The sequence below is a fragment of the Rhizobium sp. L1K21 genome, from assembly GCF_024055895.1.
GTDB lineage: Bacteria > Pseudomonadota > Alphaproteobacteria > Rhizobiales > Rhizobiaceae > Ensifer_A.
In genome coordinates, this window is sequence record NZ_JAMXLE010000002.1 from 225,852 (window position 1) to 247,768 (window position 21,917).

Annotated in this window: 21 protein-coding genes; 6 read left to right on the top strand and 15 right to left on the bottom strand. The window is 57.2% G+C overall.

Translation table 11 applies throughout. From position 1 onward, the window contains the following. Nucleotides 1-38: 38 nt before the first annotated feature. The 9 genes from NHF56_RS13555 to mepA form a co-directional block, all read right to left on the bottom strand. Nucleotides 39-1,343 (bottom strand): TRAP transporter large permease, encoded by a 1,305-nt coding sequence (locus NHF56_RS13555; protein ID WP_252805388.1) that lies wholly within the window; start codon nucleotides 1,341-1,343, stop codon nucleotides 39-41. Continuing rightward, nucleotides 1,340-1,834 (bottom strand): TRAP transporter small permease, encoded by a 495-nt coding sequence (locus NHF56_RS13560; RefSeq protein WP_252805391.1) that lies wholly within the window; start codon nucleotides 1,832-1,834, stop codon nucleotides 1,340-1,342. The genes NHF56_RS13555 and NHF56_RS13560 overlap by 4 nt, the downstream gene beginning before the upstream one ends. A 6-nt stretch (nucleotides 1,835-1,840) precedes the next feature. Beyond that, entirely contained in the window at nucleotides 1,841-2,830 is a 990-nt protein-coding gene (locus tag NHF56_RS13565) for a TRAP transporter substrate-binding protein (protein WP_252805393.1), read from the bottom strand. Nucleotides 2,831-2,937: 107 nt separating this feature from the next. Continuing rightward, nucleotides 2,938-4,341 (bottom strand): aminomethyltransferase family protein, encoded by a 1,404-nt coding sequence (locus NHF56_RS13570; RefSeq protein WP_252805395.1) that lies wholly within the window; start codon nucleotides 4,339-4,341, stop codon nucleotides 2,938-2,940. 287 nt (nucleotides 4,342-4,628) lie between these two features. After that, complete coding sequence (locus NHF56_RS13575) at nucleotides 4,629-5,264, bottom strand: 2,3-bisphosphoglycerate-dependent phosphoglycerate mutase (RefSeq protein WP_252805397.1); 636 nt, start codon at nucleotides 5,262-5,264, stop codon at nucleotides 4,629-4,631. A gap of 26 nt (nucleotides 5,265-5,290) precedes the next feature. Next, nucleotides 5,291-6,112 (bottom strand): 4-hydroxy-tetrahydrodipicolinate reductase, encoded by an 822-nt coding sequence (dapB, locus tag NHF56_RS13580; RefSeq protein WP_252805399.1) that lies wholly within the window; start codon nucleotides 6,110-6,112, stop codon nucleotides 5,291-5,293. 53 nt (nucleotides 6,113-6,165) lie between these two features. Beyond that, nucleotides 6,166-7,191 (bottom strand): glucokinase, encoded by a 1,026-nt coding sequence (locus NHF56_RS13585; RefSeq protein WP_252805401.1) that lies wholly within the window; start codon nucleotides 7,189-7,191, stop codon nucleotides 6,166-6,168. A gap of 13 nt (nucleotides 7,192-7,204) precedes the next feature. Beyond that, on the bottom strand, nucleotides 7,205-7,579 hold the full coding sequence (locus NHF56_RS13590) for a methylglyoxal synthase (protein WP_252805403.1): 375 nt from the start codon (nucleotides 7,577-7,579) through the stop codon (nucleotides 7,205-7,207). A gap of 72 nt (nucleotides 7,580-7,651) precedes the next feature. Continuing rightward, nucleotides 7,652-8,791, bottom strand: a complete 1,140-nt coding sequence (gene mepA / locus NHF56_RS13595; RefSeq protein ID WP_373456306.1) for a penicillin-insensitive murein endopeptidase — start codon at nucleotides 8,789-8,791, stop codon at nucleotides 7,652-7,654. A 189-nt stretch (nucleotides 8,792-8,980) separates the two neighbouring features. Between mepA and NHF56_RS13600 the strand changes: the two genes are divergently transcribed. From NHF56_RS13600 to NHF56_RS13620, 5 genes are all read left to right on the top strand, one after another. Continuing rightward, nucleotides 8,981-10,828, top strand: coding sequence for an extracellular solute-binding protein (locus NHF56_RS13600; RefSeq protein ID WP_373456307.1), 1,848 nt, complete (start codon nucleotides 8,981-8,983; stop codon nucleotides 10,826-10,828). A 120-nt stretch (nucleotides 10,829-10,948) separates the two neighbouring features. Continuing rightward, a complete protein-coding gene (locus tag NHF56_RS13605) occupies nucleotides 10,949-12,037 on the top strand; it encodes a microcin C ABC transporter permease YejB (protein ID WP_252805406.1) in 1,089 nt (362 codons plus the stop codon). A gap of 11 nt (nucleotides 12,038-12,048) precedes the next feature. Continuing rightward, entirely contained in the window at nucleotides 12,049-13,179 is a 1,131-nt protein-coding gene (locus NHF56_RS13610) for an ABC transporter permease (RefSeq protein ID WP_373456314.1), read from the top strand. After that, nucleotides 13,176-14,804 carry an ABC transporter ATP-binding protein gene (locus tag NHF56_RS13615; protein WP_252805409.1) on the top strand — a complete coding sequence of 543 codons (1,629 nt, stop codon included), beginning with the start codon at nucleotides 13,176-13,178 and terminating at the stop codon, nucleotides 14,802-14,804. The genes NHF56_RS13610 and NHF56_RS13615 overlap by 4 nt, the downstream gene beginning before the upstream one ends. Before the next feature lie 44 nt (nucleotides 14,805-14,848). After that, nucleotides 14,849-15,757, top strand: coding sequence for a glyoxylate/hydroxypyruvate reductase A (locus NHF56_RS13620; protein WP_252805929.1), 909 nt, complete (start codon nucleotides 14,849-14,851; stop codon nucleotides 15,755-15,757). On the opposite strand, the gene NHF56_RS13625 is transcribed toward NHF56_RS13620, so the two are convergent. From NHF56_RS13625 to NHF56_RS13635, 3 genes are all read right to left on the bottom strand, one after another. After that, nucleotides 15,751-16,599: an NlpC/P60 family protein gene (locus NHF56_RS13625; RefSeq protein ID WP_252805411.1), complete on the bottom strand. Its 849-nt coding sequence runs from the start codon at nucleotides 16,597-16,599 to the stop codon at nucleotides 15,751-15,753. The two genes, NHF56_RS13620 and NHF56_RS13625, sit on opposite strands and share 7 nt — an antisense overlap. A 34-nt stretch (nucleotides 16,600-16,633) precedes the next feature. Then, complete coding sequence (locus NHF56_RS13630) at nucleotides 16,634-16,984, bottom strand: MarR family transcriptional regulator (protein WP_252805413.1); 351 nt, start codon at nucleotides 16,982-16,984, stop codon at nucleotides 16,634-16,636. Nucleotides 16,985-17,048: 64 nt separating this feature from the next. Then, a complete protein-coding gene (locus NHF56_RS13635) occupies nucleotides 17,049-18,440 on the bottom strand; it encodes a M17 family metallopeptidase (protein WP_252805415.1) in 1,392 nt (463 codons plus the stop codon). A gap of 145 nt (nucleotides 18,441-18,585) precedes the next feature. Between NHF56_RS13635 and NHF56_RS13640 the strand changes: the two genes are divergently transcribed. Then, entirely contained in the window at nucleotides 18,586-19,389 is an 804-nt protein-coding gene (locus tag NHF56_RS13640) for a tetratricopeptide repeat protein (RefSeq protein ID WP_252805417.1), read from the top strand. Nucleotides 19,390-19,407: 18 nt separating this feature from the next. Here the strand turns inward: NHF56_RS13640 and NHF56_RS13645 are convergent, their stop codons facing one another. From NHF56_RS13645 to NHF56_RS13655, 3 genes are all read right to left on the bottom strand, one after another. Beyond that, nucleotides 19,408-19,815 carry a DUF1330 domain-containing protein gene (locus NHF56_RS13645; RefSeq protein WP_252805419.1) on the bottom strand — a complete coding sequence of 136 codons (408 nt, stop codon included), beginning with the start codon at nucleotides 19,813-19,815 and terminating at the stop codon, nucleotides 19,408-19,410. An 84-nt stretch (nucleotides 19,816-19,899) separates the two neighbouring features. Continuing rightward, on the bottom strand, nucleotides 19,900-20,886 hold the full coding sequence (locus tag NHF56_RS13650) for a type II secretion system F family protein (RefSeq protein WP_252805421.1): 987 nt from the start codon (nucleotides 20,884-20,886) through the stop codon (nucleotides 19,900-19,902). A 16-nt stretch (nucleotides 20,887-20,902) separates the two neighbouring features. Continuing rightward, on the bottom strand, nucleotides 20,903-21,913 hold the full coding sequence (locus NHF56_RS13655; protein WP_252805423.1) for a type II secretion system F family protein: 1,011 nt from the start codon (nucleotides 21,911-21,913) through the stop codon (nucleotides 20,903-20,905). Nucleotides 21,914-21,917 lie beyond the last annotated feature (4 nt).

The following is a 21,917-nucleotide window of genomic DNA, read 5'->3' on the forward strand; positions in this document are numbered from 1 at the left end:
ACATCAAAGGGGGCCGATCAGACAGGCCCCTTTTTGTATCAGTTGATCATTGTATTTGGCAGGTAGAGCGATATTTGCGGGAAGGCCACCAACAGGGCCAGCGTAACCAGCATTGCCAGCCAGAAAGGCAAGACGCCTTTGAAGATATCGCTGAGTGGCACATCCGGTGCGACGGACTTCACAATAAACACGTTCACCCCAACCGGCGGCGAAATCAGCCCCATTTCCAACGTCAGAACCACAAGAACGCCGAACCAGATCGGATCATAGCCGAGTGCCGTAATGACCGGGAAGAAGATCGGCATGGTGAGCACGATCATGGCGAAGCCTTCGAGGAAGCAGCCGAGAACCATGTAGGTGAGCAGGATCAAGGCCAGGACGCCGATGGCCGGGATATCGAGCCCGCCCAGAAAATCGCCCACGGCCTGCGGTATATGGCTCAAAGCGAGGAACGGGTTGATCATATGCGCGGAGATGAGGATCAGCATCACCGTGGCCGTAGTGACAACGGATTCCTTCGACGCGGTCCAAAGGGATTTCAGATCGAGTGTGCGGGTAATGATACCTAAGATGATCATCAGCCCGGCACCGACGGCGGCAGCTTCCACAGGCGAGAAAAAGCCGCCGTAAATGCCACCGATGGTGAGCGCGATGATGCCCAGAATGGGGGTTGAGTCAGCGAGCGCCTTGACCTTCTCGCTGATGCTTGTGCGCGGCCCTGCCGGGCCATAGGCCGGATTGATGTAGCAGAGCAGGCTGATCATGAGCATGAAGACCACGAGAAGCAGGACGCCCGGTAGAACGCCTGCCAGGAAGAGCCGCCCAATCGATTCCTGCGTCAGGATCGCGTAAATCACAAAGCCGGTGGATGGCGGGATCAGGATGCCGAGCGTGCCGCCCGCTGCCACGACACCGGTTGACAGACGCGGGCTGTAGGAAAAACGCTTCATTTCGGCAAGCGACACTTTGCCCATGGTCAGTGCTGCCGCAACCGAAGAACCGGAAAGGGCAGCAAACCCGCCGCAGCCTATGACCGTTGCCAGGGCGAGACCGCCCTTCAGATGGCCGATGATGACATAGGCAGCGTCATAAAGCCTTCGGCTCATGCCAGTGACGGCGGCGACATTGCCCATGAGAATGAAGAGCGGCACCACCACCAGTTCGGCAGACGTGGAAAGCGTGAAGGTTTCCGAGGCCAGCAGGCTGAGGCCGGAATTGGCACCATCAATGGCAACGATGCCACCGAAGCCCACGAGAAACATGGAAAAGGCCACGGGAACCCGCAGCACCAGGAGAACAACCAGAATGGCCATTCCGGCAACGCCGATTGCAAAGGGGCTCATGCGTGTTGCTCCCTCTTGCGGGCCAGCATCTCAAAGGCCCTGAGCAGCATGGCAAAAGACGTGATTACGCTGAATGCGCATAGCGCCCACTGGAACCATGCCTTGGGCAGGCCAATGACATTGGTGGCGAGGTTTAGCATCAAGGAAATTTGCGAGGACTGATAGACCGTCCAGGCAATGCCGGCGAAAATGGCAGCACCTGCCAGTGCGGAAAAAACATCCGAAGATCGGTTCAGCCAAGCTGGAAACTGTTCTTCGAAAATATCCACGGCCACATGCGCTCTCAGTTTGTCGGCCATGGCCATGCCGCCGAAAACGACGATGGACATGGTCATTTCGGAAAGGTCCTGCGCGCCATAAAGCGGCGTGTTGAAAAGCCGGCCAGTGACGTCCACCAGAATGACGGCGACCTCAAAGATCAGACCTGCAGAACCAATGACGGCAGACAGGTTGATCAACCTGTCTGCCCAACGCGCCAGGAACGCATACATAAAGGCTTACTTTCCTTGCATCGCCGCCAGGACATCCTCGGCGCCGAGTTCCTTCACGATGGATTCAGTCACGGGAAGCGTGAGTGCACCAAAGGCTTCCGCTTCTTCAGGGGAAAGCTCGACCACGGTCTTGTTGCTGTCGCCCTTGACGGCTGCGATTGCATCGTCGCCACGCGCATTCCAGGTTTCTTCCGCATGTTTGGAAAGGCCAAAGCCGCTATTGTCGTCAACGGCTTTCTTGAATTCGTCGGAGAGACCATCGTAACGGCCCTGGTTCATGACGAGATAGAAGCCGACCGTGCCGAGCGGCGCACCCACGGTGTAGCTGTTGGCCACTTCGTTGAGCTTGAAATCGAGAATGGCGCTTGAACCGGTAACGATACCATCAATGAGGCCGGTCTGGAGTGCGTTGTACATTTCCGTTGCCGGCATCTGAACGGGCGTTGCGCCAAGCGCTTCCAGCACCTTGCCCTGGGCGGAGCCGGAAACGCGGATCTTGAGACCCTTCACATCGTCAGGCGTGCGGATTTCCTTGTCTTTCATGATGAAGACATTCGGTTCGGATACCCAAAGCGCCAGCGGCTTGGTGCCGGGGAACTCGTCCTTGAGGTATTTGTCGTAAGCATTCCAGATCATCTCGTAGCCGGGCTTTTCGCCAACGACGCCGGGAAGTTCGGAAATCATGGTCTTCTGGAACTGTGATGAAGTGTAGCCTTCGAGACCCCAGGTGATGTCTGCAACACCTTGAAGCGCGCGGACATATTGCTCGACCGGACCTTTGCCCAGTTCGCCACCGGGATAGACCTGAATGGTCAGTTCGCCATTGGTGGCGTCCTTCAGACCATTGGAAAGCGGATCGACCACAGCCTTGGTGATGATATGTGCCGGGGGTACGAAATGGGCAAGCTTGAGAACTTCGGCTGCGCTGGCACCAGCAAGCGGTGCTGCGGCCATGACTGCGCCGGCCAGAAGTGAAACGAACTTATTACGATACATGATTTCCTCCCATGAGATCATTATCAAGCGGCCATTTCCTCCGGGCCGCCTGATTGAATGTCATTTGCAGCCGCATGGGGAACATCCGCCCCATGCGGCTGAAGGTCTTACTTCGTACGCCAGCTGCCTTCGGCATAAGAGCCGCGGGCTTCCTTGGAATACGGTGTCGGGGCCACGCGAACGCGGATTTCGGCCTGCTTGTGCGCCTCGGTCGAGGTCTTGCCAGTCGTTTCCGGCTCGCCCCATTTGAGGGTCAGAACATCGCCTTCCTGAATGCTCTGGTCAACAACGCCGAGCGAGAGCACGCAACGCTCGTTGAAGGAATAGCCATTGAACATGGACATGCCGACCATCTTGTCGCCCTGCATGATCATATCGGCAGAGGACGATGCGTAGTTCGGCTGCGGGAAGTCAATCCACTTGTAAGGCGTGCCTTCTTCAAAGGCGGACGCGATGACCTTGAGAACGTCGTCGCGGTTCCATTCGAAGGTGACCTTCTTTCGGTTGTTGGCACCCTTCATTTTCTCGAGCGCGGCCTTGCCGATGAAGTCGTCCTTCTTCCAGCCAATGTAGAAGTCGTAGCCGAGTTCGAAGGGATTGACGTAGTAGTCTTCGATATTGTCGGACACAAAGCTGCCGCCGATAGCGCCTGCTGCTTCGTAGCTGTCTGCGCCCAGCCACTGGCGGTAATCTGCCAGCATGCCGTCGCCGGTGTAGATGCCCGGAAGCGGTGACGGGATCCAGCCGGATTCCAGCGTGTTGGTGGAGTAAGCGCGGCTGCCGCACTGCACGAGGTTGACGCCAGCGTCACGCGCTGCCTGCAGGATGGTGGAGTGGATATAGTCCTTGTCCTTGTACGGACCCCAGACTTCGAGACCCGGTGCGCCGGACATGCCGTGACGCAGCGCCTGAACCTTCTTCGAGCCGATATTGATCCAATCGACGTGGAAGAACTTGATATCCGGGATCGGGCCGCCGTTCATCTTTTCGAAGATCTTGGGAGCGTCCGGACCCTGGATCTGGAAGCGGTAGTGCTCGCGCAGCACGCGCTCGCCTTCCGGGCGTGACGGCGAACGAGGGTCGTAGCGCAGGCGCACGTTCCAGCTGCCATAAGCGGCGGCAAACATCAGCCAGTTGGAGGTCGGCGCACGGCCAACGAGGATGAACTTGTCTTCGCGCTCACGGAAAATGATGTGGTCGCCGATGACATGACCATTCGGGGTTACCGGCACATAGTGCTTGGCGCGGTTGAGATCGAAATTCGAAAACGAGTTGATGCCGTGATAGGCGAGAAATTCCGCGGCCTGCGGACCTTCCACGATCAATTCGTCCATGTGGTGCGACTGATCGAACAGAACGGCGCTCTTGCGCCATGCTTCCTGCTCAACACGCCAGTTTGAAAATTCCGGTGCGACGACCGGATAAACGTACATGCCGATCTTGGAGTTGCGCAGAACATTCACTGCTCCGCCACCGGCCTGCATGACGGATTCAAGGCTGCTTTTTGTCATTAGAAATCCTCCCAAAAGCGATAATGTATACAGCAAATACCTGATTTATGAAAAATTCAAGACAGAATCTGAAAAATAAGCCCTTGTATGGCCTATAAATGTATACATTCGAATTGGCGGCAGTGGCATTCAACTTTAACCGCTTGAAAGAATTGGAATTTCCATTGTTTACTACGCACAAACAAAACACCGCGACGCATTGAAGCGCCGCGGTGCAAGCTGGCGGAAAGCCGGAAAATTCATCGCTGAAAATGGCCTTCACCGCACGGGTGAAGCACCTTCTTAAATCAATGCGCGCCGGACATGTCGCCGAGCACCTCTTTGGAGGCGACGGTCGAATCAGCGTTGAGCTTGTAGACCATGGGAACACCGGTGGCCAAATTGACGCCAAGGATTTTCTCACGGTCCAGCCGATCAAGCACCATCAGGAGCGAGCGCAGAGAATTGCCGTGGGCGGCGACCAGAACGTTTTCTCCACGCAGAACACGCGGCAGAATTTCGGTCATGTAATAGGGCCAGACGCGCGCGCCGGTATCCTTCAGGCTCTCACCTCCGGGCGGCGGCACATCATAGGAGCGACGCCAGATGTGGACCTGTTCCTCACCCCATTTGACGCGTGCATCGTCCTTGTTGAGACCGGCGAGATCGCCATAGTCGCGCTCATTCAGCGCTTCATCCTTGATTGTCTCCAGCGACGACTGGCCGATACCATCGAGAATGATCTGGCAGGTCTTTTGCGCGCGCTGCAGAACGGAGGTAAAGGCGATATCGAACTTGATGCCGTAGTCGGCGAGCGCCATGGCCCCGGTGGTTGCCTCTTCCACACCGAGAGGCGTGAGGTCGGGGTCTTTCCAGCCTGTGAAAAGATTCTTCAGGTTCCACTCACTCTGGCCGTGACGGACGAGGACAAGGGTTCCACTCATGGTTCAGCTCCTACCTGCAAATTGCCTTAACTTGAAAGCCCGAGAACATCGAGCGTGTGATAAAGACCGGGCTTCTTGTCGCGCGCCCAGAGCGCGGACTTGATGGCACCGCTGGCAAAAAGCGAGCGATCCATGGCGCGGTGCGACAGGGTGATCGTCTCGTTTTCACTGGCGAAAATGACCGAGTGTTCGCCGACGACACCGCCGCCGCGCAGCGTGGCAAAACCGATGGAGCCTTCCTCGCGCGGACCGGTGATGCCGGAGCGCACGGTGACGGCCTTTTCCTTCAGGTCGATATTGCGGCCTTTGGCGGCCTCAAGACCGAGAAGATAGGCTGTTCCAGAGGGCGCATCGACCTTGTGTTTGTGGTGCATTTCGAGGACGTCAATATCCCAATCGGCTGCATCAAGCGCTGCTGCAGCCTGACGCACGAGCACGCCGAGCAGGTTCACGCCGAGGCTCATATTGCCGGATTTGACGATACGGGCGTGGCGGGATGCCGCTTCGATTTTCTTCTCGTCGTCCTCGCTGAGGCCTGTTGTGCCGATGATGTGGACAATGCGCGCCTGCGCCGCCAGAGCCACAAATTCAACGGTTGCCTCGGGCCGGGTGAAATCGATCACGCCGTCTGCTGCGGCAAATGCGGTCAGCGCATCGTCAGTGATTTTGACATCCAGAGGGCCGATGCCTGCCACCTCGCCCATGTCCTGACCGATAAAGGGCGAGCCGGGACGTTCAATGGCAGCTGAAACGGTGACGCCCTTGGCGTCATGGATCGCGCGCACAAGCGTTTGGCCCATGCGACCGGCTGCACCGACGACGACGAGTTTCATATCCGTTTCAGGCATTGGCTCTCCCGCATTTCCTCTCTCAGCTAATGCAGCTTCTATAGAGGCTCAATTCAGGCTCGCCAATAGCGTCCGTCCGTTGAAATGCCAAAACGAAGAGGATTGCACGCATAGTCGGCAAGTCCGGCAAGGGCTGCCATCGGGTGGGTGATGACATAGGTGGGAATGTCGCGCAGCAGGTGGGTGTGCGGTGCCTTGTCTTCGAACGCGGCGCGGAATTCCGGCATTTTGAGTGCGGGTATGATCCTCAGCGAAATGCCGCCGGCGAGATAGACCCCGCCATGCGCCATGAAAATGAGCGCAAGATCACCGGCAATCCGGCCGAGATAGGTGGAAAACAGCGACACGGTTTCGCACGCCTGCGCATTTTCTCCGCCCGGCAACCCGTTCGCGGTGATTTCGGCGGGCGTTTTCAGCACCGGCTCGACGCCGTCCACGGCGCAAATGGCGCGATAGATATTCATCAGACCGCGCCCGCAGAGCAGTTGCTCGCCGGAGATGCGGCCTTCAATCGTATCAAGATGGGGGAATATCTGGTAGTCGCGCGCGCTGCGCGGTCCCATATCAATATGACCGCCCTCGCCCGGCACCGGTACCCAGGTATCCTGCGCATGGATGAGACCGGCAACGCCGAGCCCCGTGCCTGGACCCAATGCGACGCGCGACAAAACCGGTGCGATATTGGGGCCACCGATCAGCTGGCGATGTTCTGGCCCAAGAGCTGCCACGGCAAGCGCTTGTGCCTCGAAGTCGTTGACCAGGAGAACTTCTTCAAAGCCCATTTCCGCAATCATCGTTTTCGGCCGCACGATCCAGGGGCAGTTCGTGAGATCCACCTCATCGCCATCAATGGGCGCAGCGACGGCGAGAATGGCCGACTTCGGGCGAGCGCCTTTGTCCAGGATACAGGTGCGGATCGCATCGTCGATGGTGGCATAATCGGCGGTCTGGGCCGTTATATAATTATCAGGCGTATCATCGACGCTTTCCAGAACTGCAAAGCGCGCATTGGTTCCACCGATATCACCGATGAGGATGGGAAATGGCATGGCATTATGGATCATGTTCTTTTCACTCATACCGCGTCGGCGGCTAAAATACCCTGATCAGAAGTTCTGCTGTGGCGCGGTTGAGCGCCATGGGAATGTCGTAGACGGTGGCAAGGCGTGTCAATGCCTTCACGTCCACATCGTGGGGAAGTGCCGTCAGCGGATCGGTGAAGAAAAGCAGCATCTGCACCTGACCATTGGCGATCATCGCACCGATTTGCTGATCACCGCCAAGCGGCCCGCTTTTGAGAGGCGTGATATCAAGGTCTGGGCATGCATCGAGAATACGCCCGCCAGTGGTTCCGGTCGCAACAAGGCGAAAACCAGAGAGTTCGGCCCGGTGATTGGTGGCAAACTCGACCATATCGTCTTTTTTCATGTCATGGGCGATCAACGCCAGGCATCGTTTGTCGGACATCGTTCAACCTCCTGGAGGCTCGATTTAAATCGATTTGATATCTACCGGCTTCGACACCGTTTGAAAAGCCCGTCAGCGATCCGGGCGGGCAAGCGGAATGGGAATGTTTGAAGGAACGGGGGCAAATCCATCCGCGCTTGCAGCCGTGTCAGGTGCTGGAACCGGGGTTGGAACGCTGGCCGGTGTGACAGGCAGCGATTTTGGCAGATCAACGGCCGAGGCAAGGCTGGTGATCGGTGTACCCTTTTCGGCCGCAAGGGAGGCCGTGGCGGAGATCGGAACGCCCATATTGTCGTCAGCGCGTTCGGAAGCCGCGTTCAGAACGGCCTGGCATGCATTGGGCAGATCGGAAACGGTGACAACCCGCGGCTTTGGTGGGGTGGTTCCTTTTTTGGGCGGCTCGGGCGCGCGCCAGGGCTCGTCACTGAACCACCATGAAAGCTGCTTGTCGCAACCATCGCCGGCAGGCACTGCAGCCTGCGATTTGCAATTCGGCGTGCCGGGCGGGCAGGACAAGCGAATGTGAAAATGATAGTCGTGACTGTAATAGGGGCGCACCTTGCCGAGGATTGACGGGTTGCCCTTCCAGGTTTCGCAAAGTTCCTTCTTGATCGCCGGATTGACGAAGATGCGCTCCACCTCGGGATAAGATGCAGCCCGCATGATCAATCGACCATGGGCGGGCGACCAGATGTTGCGGTCAAGCGTGAGAAAGGCACCTTTCTTCAAAACCGAAACTGCCGACAGGTTTTCCCGCTCGGCAGCCGTGAGCAAGCGGCTGGGCATCGGGGTCAGCCAGATATCAACATCAAGGCCAACCTGATGCGAGGCGTGGCCTGTGAGCATGGGGCCGCCGCGCGGCTGCGACATATCGCCCACGAGAAGGCCGGGCCAACCGTCTTTTTGTGCTGCATCCCGCGCGAGCTTTTCAATCGTGCTGATCAGCTCCGGTTGACCCCAGCGGCGATTGCGCGACAGGCGCATGGCCTGCCAGTTCGGCCCGCTGGCGGGGAGCTGGACGGCACCGGCCTGACAGCCCTTGGAATAAAAGCCGATGGGCTGGGGCGGTTGAGCCGAGCCTGCATCAACATGGCCAAAAGCCTGTTTGGCCTCGCGATTGTCGGCCATGGCCGGCAAAGCCGCCGACAAGCTGACAAGCAGAAAAACCCCTGCCCGCGCAGAACCCAAAACCGTTTTACCGCATAGCCGCATCACAAAATGTCCTCGCCTGTGATTTGTCCTCAAGTTTATCGCGAAACAGTTTTGGCGTGAATCCCTCGTCCCATTTGCGGGCGCGTTATGGCGATTCTCGCGATATTTACGTCGCGAATGCCTGTCTTTTGCTAAATTCTGTCTTATTGTGGGCGGATATCAGCGATTCATGAAAAGAGAGGATGCCGGATGAAAATGAAAGTCATGTGCCTGCTGGGCTGCTTGCTGACCACCATGACCATGAATTTACTTTTTCCGGCGATGTCTTCCGCACAAGAGCTTCAATGGCGAAACGGTGTCGCAGCCTTTGGCGAGCCGAAATACGGGCCGGACTTCAAGCATTTCGACTATGTGAACCCGGATGCGCCGAAGGGCGGTAATCTGCGCCTCTCGGAGGAAGGCACGTTCAACACGTTCAACACGCTGATCGACAAAGGCACCCCGGCAGCTGGCACTGGTCTCGTCTATGAAACGTTGCTGACGGATTCGCTGGATGAAGCGAATGTTTCCTATGGGCTGCTTGCCGAGGCGGTGGCCTATCCCGACGATTATGCCTATGCGAAATTCCGGCTGCGCCCCGAAGCCAAATGGGCCGATGGTGAAGCGGTGACGCCGGAGGATGTGGTTTTTAGCTTCAATAGCGCCAAGGAAAACAGCATCCAGTTTGCCAATTACTATCGCCACGTGACCTCTGCGGAAAAAACCGGCGAGCGTGAAGTGACATTCCGCTTTGACGAAAAGGACAACCGCGAACTGCCGGCCATTCTTGGGCAGTTTCCCATTTTGCCGAAACACTGGTGGGAGGGCAACGACGCCAGCGGCAAACAGCGCGACATTTCAAAAACCACGCTGGAACTGCCGATGGGCTCCGGTCCCTACAAGGTTGTCTCCGCCGAAGCCGGCTCGACGATCCGCTATCAGTTGCGGGACGACTATTGGGGCAAGGATCTGCCGGTCAATGTTGGCGAAAACAATTTCGGCACGATTGAATATGTCTATTTCACCGACCCCGAAGTGGAATTCGAGGCCTTCCGCGCAGGCAATATCGATTACTATCGCGAGAGCAGCGCCAGCCGCTGGGCAACGCGTTACGACTTCGAGGCCGTGAAAGACGGACGTGTCATTCGCGAAACATTGAAAAATCCATTGCGCGCTGTTGGCGTCATGCAGGCGCTGGTTCCCAACATGCGCCGTGATATTTTCAAGGATGAACGCGTTCGCGAGGCGCTGAACTATACGCTCGATTTTGAAAGCCTGAACCGCAACCTTGCTTATAATGGTCTGAAGCGTGTCGACAGCTATTTCTGGGGTACCGAACTTGCTTCATCCGGACTGCCTGAGGGCCGTGAAAAGGAAATCCTCGAAAGCATGAAAGACGAGGTGCCGCCGGAGGTTTTCACCACGCCATATACCAACCCGGTGGGCGGAACGCCGCAGAAGGAGCGTGAGAACCTGCGAAAGGCGGTTGCGCTTTTCAAGGAGGCCGGCTTTGAAATCAAGGGTCGGCAAATGGTGAACACCAAGACCGGCAAGCCCTTGAATTTCGAATTGCTGCTTGCCAGTCCCTCGCTCGAACGCTCGGTCAAACCATTTGTCGACAATCTCGCCAAGATTGGCGTAACCGCCACGATGCGCACTGTCGATGACTCGCAATATATCAACCGGGTGCGCTCATTCGACTATGACATGATCTGGGCGGTTTGGGCCCAGACGCTGAATCCCGGCAATGAACAGATCGACTATTGGGGATCACAATCGGTCGACCGGTCGGGGTCGAAGAACTATGCCGGCATTGCCGATCCGGCCATCGACAAGCTGATCAAGATGCTGACGAGCACCAAGACACGCGAGGAGCAGATGGCGATCGTGAAGGCGCTCGACCGGGTGCTGCTGGCCCATCACTATGTTGTGCCGCTGTTCTATTCGGGGGAAGAAAAGATCGCCTATTGGAACAAGCTCACGCACCTGCCCGAGCTTCCCTATTACTCAACCGGCTTCCCCACTGTCTGGTGGTCGAAAGACGCTGAAAAGCAATAAACGGCAAAAATCCAACTTCGCGTAAGACAGAGTGTATATTCAGCGCATGAACGGACTGGAGAAACCCGATTGAAGCCGACTGATACATGCCCAGCGACCGCGACGATGGAGATGCACTGAATGGGTGCCTATATCCTTCGCCGTCTTTTGCTGATCATTCCGACACTGATCGGCATTATGGCGATCTCCTTTGCGGTCGTTCAGTTTGCGCCCGGCGGGCCGGTGGAGCAGGTGATTGCTGACCTGACCGGACAGGGCGGCAATGCAGAGGGGCGTATTTCCGGCGGATCAGATGTTCAAGACTTCTCCACGGACGATTTTTCCGGCAAATATCGCGGTTCTCAAGGGCTCGATCCGGAACTGATCGCGAAGCTGGAAAAGCAATTCGGCTTCGACAAGCCTCCGCTTGAGCGCTTCCTGAAAATGATGTGGGATTATGCCCGCTTCGATTTCGGCGAGAGCTTCTTTTCCAACGAGACCGTGATCGATCAGATCAAATCACGGCTGCCTGTGTCCATGTCGCTCGGCGTGTGGATCCTCATCTTTTCCTACGTCATTTCCATTCCTCTCGGGATCAAGAAGGCCGTTTCGGATGGTTCCAAGTTCGATGTCTGGACCTCCGGCATCATTGTCATTGGCTACGCGGTTCCGAGCTTCTTGTTCGGTATTCTGCTGATCGTGCTTTTTGCCGGCGGCTCCTATTACGACTGGTTTCCGCTCCGGGGTCTTGTATCCGACAATTTCTGGGAACTGCCCTGGTATGAAAAGATCATCGATTATTTCTGGCATCTGACACTGCCGCTGATTTCGCTGTCGCTGGCCGCCTTTGCCACCACAACGCTTTTGACAAAGAACTCCTTCATCGATGAAATCCGCAAGCAATATGTGGTGACCGCGAAAGCCAAGGGCCTGACGGATCGACAGGTGCTTTACAAACATGTGTTCCGCAATGCGATGCTGATCATTATTGCCGGCTTCCCCGGTGCCTTCATCACCGCATTCTTCTCCGGGTCGCTGTTGATTGAAAACATCTTCTCGCTCGATGGTCTCGGGCGGCTCGGCTATTTTGCCATCGTGAAACGCGACTATCCGGTGGTGTTTGCAACGCTTTATATCTTCTCGCTGCTCGGCCTCATTGTCGGGCTGATCTCCGACATCATCTATACGTTGGTCGATCCGCGTATCGACTTTGAGCGGAGGGATGTGTGATGGCCGAAGCGATGGTGGATGTGGCCGACACGGTGCCGCACAAAAGACCGCTGATATCGCCGGCCAATCAGCGACGCTGGCAGAACTTCAAGGCCAACCGGCGCGGTTACTGGTCGTTCTGGATCTTCATGGTCCTGTTCGTTCTCAGCCTTTTTGCCGAACTGATCGCCAATGACAAGCCGCTGGTGGCGTCCTATCACGGCGAAATTCTTTTCCCCGTTCTGGTGGACTATCCGGAGGAGAAATTCGGCGGCTTTCTCGCGGTCACCGACTATCGCTCTCCCTATATTCGTGACGAAATCAATGCCAATGGCTGGATGATCTGGCCGCCGATCCGCTATTCCTACGGCACGGTAAATTCCTATATTCCGCATTCAGCGCCCACCCCGCCCTTCTGGACCATGAGCGATGACGAGGTCTGCTCGGCCTATCCCGAAGGCGACAAGGACCCCGATTGTACGCTTGGCAATCTCAATTGGCTCGGAACGGACGATCAGGCGCGCGACGTGACTGCGCGCATCATCTATGGGTTCCGGATTTCGGTTCTCTTTGGCCTGGCGCTGACGGTGGCCTCTGCCATTATCGGCGTGGCAGCCGGGGCGGTGCAGGGCTATTTTGGCGGCTGGACGGACCTGTTGATGCAGCGTTTCATCGAAATCTGGTCATCCATGCCGGTGCTTTACATCCTGCTGATCATCGCAGCGATCTTGCCACCTGGCTTCTTCATCCTGCTTGGGATCATGCTGCTCTTTTCATGGACCAGTTTCGTGGGCATCGTGCGGGCTGAATTCCTCCGTGCGCGCAATTTCGAATATGTGCGGGCAGCCCGCGCGCTCGGCGTTTCCAACGGCACGATCATGTTCCGTCACCTTTTGCCCAACGCGATGGTGGCAACGCTGACCTTCCTGCCCTTCATTCTATCGGGCTCGATCACCACGCTGACCTCACTCGACTTCCTGGGCTTCGGCATGCCGCCCGGCTCGCCATCACTCGGTGAATTGATCGCGCAGGGTAAGAACAACCTTCAGGCGCCGTGGCTCGGCTTTACTGCCTTTTTCACCATGTCGATCATGCTGTCCCTGCTGATCTTCGTTGGCGAGGCCGTGCGCGATGCGTTTGACCCGAGAAAGACGTTTGGATGACTGAGCCGCTTCTGACCATTCGCGATCTTTCGGTGGCATTTCATCAAGGCGGCAAGACCTCGCTTGCCGTCGATAAGGTGTCGTTTGAAATCGGCAAGGGTGAAGTGGTGGCTCTGGTTGGGGAATCCGGCTCGGGTAAATCGGTGACCGCCAACTCCATCCTGAAGCTGTTGCCCTACCCGGCAGCCAGCCACCCATCCGGCGAAGTGATTTTCAAGGGTGTCGACCTCTTGAATGCCAATGAAAAGGTGCTGCGCGGGGTGCGCGGCAATGACATCACGCAGATTTTCCAAGAGCCTATGACATCGCTGAACCCGCTTCATACCATCGAGCGGCAGATTGGCGAGATTTTGGAACTGCACCAGGCAATCACTGGTGAGGCAGCGCGCAAGCGCACGCTTGAGCTTTTGAATCAGGTCGGCATTCGTGAGCCGGAAAAACGGTTGAAAGCCTATCCGCATGAGCTTTCCGGCGGGCAGCGGCAACGCGTGATGATTGCCATGGCGCTTGCCAACCGGCCCGATCTGCTGATTGCAGACGAACCCACAACGGCGCTTGATGTGACCGTCCAGGCACAGATACTCGAGCTTTTGAAAGAGCTCAAGGATGTGCATGGCATGTCCATGCTGTTTATCACGCATGATCTCGGGATCGTTCGCCGCTTTGCCGACCGGGTTTGCGTGATGACCAATGGCAAGATTGTCGAAAGCGGGCCTGTGGAGACAATTTTCGACAATCCGCAACATGACTATACGCGCCACCTGCTGGCTGCCGAGCCCAAAGGAAGTGCACCTCCTGCCGACGCTGAAAAGCCGATTGTGGTTGAGGCGGAGGATATAAAGGTCTGGTTTCCCATCAAGACCGGGTTTCTGCGCAAGGTCACCGATTATGTGAAGGCCGTTGATGGGATCGACCTGAACCTTCGCGCGGGCCAGACCTTGGGCGTGGTGGGCGAATCCGGTTCCGGAAAGACCACGTTGGGCCTGGCGCTGACACGGCTGATTTCATCCAAGGGGCGCATTGCGTTCATCGGCACGGATATCAGCGCTTATTCCTTTGCCGAGATGAAGCCTTTCCGAAACCGCATGCAGGTGGTGTTTCAGGACCCCTACGGTTCGCTGTCGCCGCGCATGACGGTGGGCGATATCGTGGCCGAGGGGCTTGCCGTTCATGAGCCGTCCATTACGCCGGAAGAGCGTGACCGGCGCGTGTGCGACGTGCTGAAGGAGGTTGGGCTCGACCCGCAAACGCGCTGGCGCTATCCGCACGAATTTTCCGGCGGTCAGAGGCAACGTATCGCCATTGCCCGCGCCATGATCCTGAAACCGCGCTTCGTGATGCTCGATGAGCCGACATCGGCGCTGGACATGAGCGTGCAGGCGCAGGTGGTCGACCTCTTGCGCGAGCTCCAGGCGGCCCATGATCTGGCCTATCTGTTCATCAGCCACGATCTGAAGGTGGTGCGGGCGCTCGCCAATGACATCATCGTCATGCGGCTGGGGAAAGTTGTCGAACAGGGGCCGACCGAACAGATCATCACCGCACCCAAGGAAGATTATACCAAGGCGCTGATGGCAGCTGCCTTCGACCTGAAAGCCATTCGTTCCAAAGCAGTAAGCCAGTGAATAAAAGCCCTATCATTATCGATTTGAAATTTCGTGACGCTGAGATGTGCGCGGCGCTCGCCGGGGCTTTTGCCGGTCGTGAGGTGATCAACCTTGCAGATGCTGCGCACAAAACCCGTGACCTCAGCGGCATTGATTATGCGCTTGTGTGGAAGCCGCATGCTGATCTCTTTGAGCGGGCAACCGATCTGAAGGCCGTATTTTCGGGCGGAGCCGGTGTGGACCATGTGCTGAACCTGCCCGGCCTGCCGGATGTGCCGCTTGTGCGTTTCGTGGATCGCAGCCTGACAACGCGGATGAGCGAATGGGCGGTTATGCAGTGCCTGATGCATTTGCGCCAGATGAAAGCCTATGACGCGCAGCAGAGAAAGGCCGTCTGGAACCCGCTTTCTCAGCCGGAAGCGCGTGAGGTGACTGTGGGCGTCATGGGTCTTGGCGTTCTCGGGCAGGATGCGGCGTTCAAGCTGCAGATCATGGGCTTCAATGTCATCGGCTGGTCGCGAACCAAGAAAGAGCTGAAGGGCATGGAAACGTTTGATTCCGGTGCGCTTGATGCCTTTCTGGCGCAAACGGATATCCTTGTCGGGCTGCTGCCGCTAACCGACGACACGCGCGGGCTGTTCAATCTCGCCCTGTTCAAAACGTTGAGGCAAGGCGGAGCCCTCGGAAAGCCGGTTTTCGTCAATGCGGGGCGCGGCGGAAGTCAGGTTGAAGCCGATATTCTTCAGGCGCTGGATGAGGGCATTCTCGGCGGCGCATCGCTTGATGTGTTCGAGGCCGAACCCCTGGCGCAGGACAGCGCCCTTTGGAGCCACCCTGGCATTTTCATCACGCCGCATACCGCTGCGGATTCCGACATCCGATCGCTTTTCGCGCATGTGGAAGAACAGATTGAGCGACATGAAAATGGACTGCCGCTCGAGCATACGGTGAACCGCAAGCTTGGTTACTGAGGTCGTCTGAAGCCGGTGGGCTCGCCATAGAGATAGGAAATGCGTACGATCGCGTCCCGCAGTGGTTCGCGGGATACGCTCATCGTGTGGCCGTTGGCGTGGAGAAGGGTCTCGCTGTCTTCGAGAATGCCGACATGGCCCTTCCAGAAGACGAGATCGCCGCGACGGATTTCGTCGGGTGCAATTTCGACACCCAGGCCGGCGGCCTGCATGTCGCTGTCACGGGGAGCCTCGACACCTGTCATGTGCAGCGCAAGCTGAACGAGGCCAGAGCAATCGATGCCGAATCCGCTGCGCCCGCCCCACAGATAGGGCGTCTCGAGAAAACGACCGGCGATGCTGACATAGTCTTCGGTCTCCACTTCCCCCAGCGGCCTGCAGTGACCGGCAACCACCGCGCGCTCATCCTCCAGCACGAGGTAGCGTGTGCCGCGATGCTCCAGTTCTTCGATCACGGATATGCGGCTGCCCATGGACAGACCGCCAACCGGCGCCGTTTTCAATTCCGGTTCGGGATAGATGAAGGTGCGCGGGGCTGTGATCCAATGGGTGGGGTTATCGCCTGCGTCGTCCAGAAAACGATCCGGCAGGTAACCGACATAGGAATCGATATCGCTTTTCACCCACGACCAGCCGTTCTTCATTTCGAAGACCGTGACGCTTTCACCGAAGAGAAGCTGGGTATCGACGCCGACATTGAAATGCGGCTCGCTGCGCAGTTCAGCAACGGCCACAACGACGCGGGCTTTTTCGCCAACGACGAAGCGGGCGGCGTTCACCCTGCCTTTGAGCCCGATTTCGGCAAGGTCGGCGCGGAATGCGTTCAGCCTTCGATCCAGCATTGTTCCATTCTCCGGCGCGTTCAAAAACGAGGTATCAGCGGGGTAATTTATGACCTTCCTCGATGATCAGGTCACCCAATTTCTCAAGGTAAAGCGCCCCTTTGACCGTGCGTTTTATGATCACATTGCGGCGATCCTGCGTATCGCGCTCGCGGTCCACGAGCCCCATGGCGCCCATGGAATCGAGCGCGCGGGTAATCACCGGCTTGGATACGCCAAGCGTGGCGGCCAGCCCGCGCACGGTATGCGGCGGCGGCATGAGATAGATGTGCAGAAGGATAGCCGTTTGCCGCAACGTCAGATCGTGCGCTTCGGCACGCACCTGTTGAAGGGCAACCTGATGCCACAGACCCAAGGCCTGCGATGGCGAAAGCTCGACGGACACGCAAATACTCCAGAGACCGTTCCGGAACCGTTATATTTGTTTTGAGGCCGAAGAGCAAGGACACCTATCTCACATTGGTTTTGATGTGGCGGTAGAGGGCGCGGATCGCCTGGGCTTCGCCGCCGACCGGCGAGTGCGGCTTTTTCTTTGATGACCAGCCGAATATATCGAAGTGCACCCAGCTTTCCGTCTGCGTGACAAAACGCTTGAGGAAAAGCCCTGCAGTGATGGCTCCCGCCATACCGCCGGACGGCGCATTGGTGAGATCTGCGACACCGGCTGAGAGATAATCCTCATAGCCCTTGAAAAGCGGCATGCGCCATAGCGGATCGTCCGTTTCCGCCGATGCATCCAGGAGGTCTGTTGCAAGGTCGCGGTCATCGGTGAAGAAGGGGGGTAGGTCTGGGCCGAGCGCCACACGCGCGGCACCGGTCAAGGTCGCCATGTCCACCAGCAGATCGGGCGTTTCTTCATCGGCATAGGTCAGCGCATCGGCGAGGATCAAGCGACCCTCGGCATCGGTGTTATCAATCTGAACCGTCAGGCCTTTGCGGCTGCGATAGATATCGCCGGGCCGGAAAGCGTTGCCAGAAATAGAGTTTTCGACTGCGGGGATGAGGACGCGCAGATCAACCTTCAGGTTGGCATCCATGATCATCAGCGCCAGACCAAGCATATTGGCAGCGCCACCCATGTCCTTCTTCATGTTGAGCATGGAAGAGGCCGGTTTGATGTCGAGGCCGCCGGTGTCGAAACAAACACCCTTGCCGACCAGCGTGACCTTCGGCGCGCCCTCGTGGCCCCAGCGCATTTCCAGGAGGCGCGGTTCAGACGCCGAGGCGCGGCCCACGGTATGGATGAGCGGGAAGTTCTTTTTCAGAAGCGCATCGCCCTTGATGACGGTGACCTTTGCTTCGTAGTAATTCGCGAGATCGCGGAAGACGGCCTCCAGTTCGTCGGGGCCCATTTCGTTCGTCGGCATGTTGATCAGGTCGCGAGCCAAGAATATGCCTGCGATCTGGCGGCGAATATCCGCAGCAACCGCATCCTTGGGGATCATCAAGGTGGCATCCTGGTCTGTTTCGCCGGTATATCTTTCAAAACGGTAGCTGCCCATGCCGAAGCCAAGCGCAATGCGGCTGGCCGTCAGCGGCGCCGTTTCGATGTGCCAGTCGCCGGCAGGAAGTCCGGTTGCCAGCTTGCCGGTGATGAAAGGCGTCGCCGCGGGGTTTTTGCCAAGACCGAACAAGGCACCGCCCAGGCCCCCTTCCGCATTGGGGACAAGAAGGACCGAGCCAGCCTCTGCCTTGTAGCCGGACTTCTTTGCCCAGTCGAGTGCGACCGGATCCAGCGCTTCCAGTTCGATCTGCGCCGGCGTGATGGCAAAGACCGGCAATGTCTTGCCGCCTTTGTTGTTGAAAGGGCTTGCGCGCTTAATGAACTGGAATGGCGTCATCAGTTTTCCTTCGTTTGCTCGTCGATCTCAGCGCGGCATTAACGCTCTATTAGGGTTAACAGATTATTGCTTGAGCGAGGGTTGCGCTGCTGTTTCTCGTTCTGGCCAAGGGCCTGCGCATCCGGAAAGACCCAGGACGGCAAATATGACCAGCAGAATTCATGACCATTCCAAGAAATCAAAGCTTCTTCTCGCAGCAGCCTTTGCTGCTGTTGCAGTTTCTCTGGCCTCCTGCGGAACCACCGATCATAAATTGAAAACGGCGTCTATCCCGAAGTTTTCCAAGCCCATTTCCGAGATGAACGCGACCGAGCTTGCGTCGGCTTCCGACGCGGTGGGGGCCGCCTATGCAAAAGACCCGTCAAACCGGGATGCGGGGCTGAACTATGCCGACCTTCTGCGCATGACGGGAAAGAGTGATCAGGCGCTTGCCGTGATGCAGCAGGTGGTCATCCACCATCCTGACGACCAACAGGTGCTTGCCGCTTTTGGCAAGGCTCAGGCTGCGGCGGGTGACCTGCAGGCTGCGCTGAACACGATCAGACGTGCTCAGACGCCCGACCGCCCGGACTGGAAGCTGACCTCAGCCGAGGGTGCCATTCTCGACCAGCTTGGCCGGCCAGACGAAGCGCGACTGAAATATCGCGAAGCACTGGATCTTGCGCCGAATGAGCCTTCCGTGCTTTCCAATATGGGCATGTCCTATCTGCTGACGAAGGATCTGCGCACGGCTGAAACATACCTGAAAAAGGCCGTTGCGCAGCCGAATGCCGACAGCGGTGTGCGTCAGAACCTGGCTCTCGTGGTGGGGCTGCAGGGGCGTTATCAGGAAGCCGAAAACATCGCCCGGCAGGAACTATCGCCGGCACAGGCGGATGCCAATATCCAATATCTGCGCTCGATGATGTCGCAGCAGGGCTCCTGGGGCGCGCTGAAGAAACAAGGCTGATGCGTCGGCCTCGCGCTCTCAGAAAGCACCGCCAAAATCCAATGGCTTCATCCTGATCAACCGGCTGTCGAGAACACCTGCCTGACGGTGCGGCATAGCCTTGCGGTATTCGGGGTCTTCAATCATCGCCGCGAATGCGGCCGCGTCGGGATATTCGGCGATGAAGGCGATGTCCCAATCCTCGCCATCGGGTCCGATCATCATGAATTGCGGCTTACCGCGCCAGACAATGCGACCGCCCAGACGGCTGAAAACAGGTCCGCTCAATTTGGAATAGGTCTTGTAGGCCTCGGCACCGGAGACGTCACGGCCATCATCATAGTCTGCCTTTTGGCGAAAGCGGACGAGATTGAGCATGTGAATGGGACCGCTGTCATCAATCGCTCTGAAACCATCCCATCGTTCCCGGCTGAAACTCGTATGCATTTTTACTCCTCCCGAATTTTACTCGGGAGAAGGTACACAGGTTCGAGGGAAATACAAAACGAATGCGCCCAATGGCAGCTGTGCTTAGAAGTTATCAGCAACCTTGATGCCTGCAGGGCCGAGAATAACGGCAACCAGCACCGGCAGGAAGAAAAGGATCATCGGCACTGTGAGCTTCGGCGGCAAGGCTGCTGCCTTTTTCTCCGCTTCGTTCATGCGATGATCGCGGCTTTCCTGTGCGAGCACGCGCAGCGCCTGGGCAACCGGCGTACCATAGCGCTCAGCCTGGATAAGGGCCTGAACAGCAGACTTGATTGGCTCGAGCTGCGTGCGGATTGCCAGATTTTCAAAAGCCTGCCGGCGCTCCTGCAGAAACGACAGTTCGGCCGTGGTCAAAACCAGCTCCTCGGCCAGTTCGGGCGATTGCTCGGCAATTTCCTCGGCAACCCGGTGTAGACCCGCTTCCACCGAAACACCGGATTCCACACAGATCAACAGAAGATCAAGCGCATCCGGCCACGCCTGGCGGATTGATTTCTGACGCTTGCCGACCAGGTTTGCGATAAAGATGTTGGGGGCGTAAAATCCAACATATCCAAAAGCGATTGCCGCAAAGGCTTTGACCGTCAACGGCTGGGTTGGCAGGTTGCCAAGGACAAAAATCCAGACCAACGCAATGACAAGAAAAAGGAACGGTAGTGTGACGCGGGCAAAGAGGAAGGCGTTCAATGCGCTTTGCGAACGCAAACCTGCCGACTTCAGGCGGTTGACCGTCTTATCGTCAACCAGCGCTTTGCGCAGGTTCAGCCTTTCCACGATGTTGCGCACATTCGCATTGCCTTCACCGCGCAGGCTGGCTCTCTTTCCGGTCGCTTCTGCAGCAAGACGCGCTCTCTCACGCGCGCGCATTTGCTCACGCTCGGTTGAAACAGAGCGCATGCGTTTTTCCAAATCGCCCTTTTCGAAATAGGGCAGGATCAGCATGTAAAGGGTGAGGAAAACCGATAATGCCACCAGCACCGAAATGATCGTTCCGGGATCGGTCAACATTGCCGCAAAATCTTTGTTCATCGCGCGCTTCCCATCCTCAAATATCGAAACTGACCATTTTCTTCATCACCAGAATGCCGATTGACATCCAGATGGCTGAGAAGCCGAGGATAAGGTGTCCACGCGGATCGGTAAAAAGCGTCATGATGTATTCGGGCGAGGTGAGATAAACCATGAAGGCCACGGCAAAGGGCAAAATACCAATGATGCCGGCGGAGGCTTTGGCTTCCATGGAAAGCGCCGAAACCTTCGCACGCATCTTCTTGCGGTCACGCAGAACACGGCTGAGATTGCCCAATGCCTCGGACAGATTGCCGCCGGCCTGAGACTGAATGGCGATTACGACTGCAAAGAAGCTGACTTCCTGCAAGGGGATGCTCTGATACATGCGCGCGCAGGCTTCCGGGATGTTGAAGCCCATTTGCTGGGCTTCAACCACTCTGCGGATTTCGGTCTTGACCGGCTCCTGGCCATCAACGGCGATCAGGCGTAGAGCATCGTTGAGCGGAAGGCCCGATTTGATGGAACGGACCATAACGTCCAGAGCGTTGGGAAACTCGGCCAAAAACTGCTTCTTGCGCCGATTGACGAGAAAACGAACAATGATCTGCGGCAGACCTGCACCCAGCGCGAAGGCCGCACTGAGCGCAATCAGCGGGCTGAAGCCACCGAGAAACGCCAGCACGAATGCAAAAAGTCCAAAAGCTGCCGAGTAGATGTAGAACTGCGAGACGGTGATTTTCAAACCGGCCTGCTGAATTCTTTCCTTCAGGCCAATATTTTGCTTGCGGGATTTCTCCTGCTGTTTTCTCTCAAGCTCCTTGAGCGAATCCTGCACCGACTTCCTGCGTTTGGAGGCTTCGGCAACGCGATCGCGCGCGGCCTTCATCTTGATCGTGTCGGTCTCTGCAGCGCGTACCTTATTGAGGCGTCGCTCTGTCTTTTTCTCGGTTTCAATCTGACCGAAGAAGAGCATATAGGCGATGGCCCCTGCGGCGACAGCAGCGAGGACGATAATTCCCAGAACCCTGATATCCATACCAAACATCGGA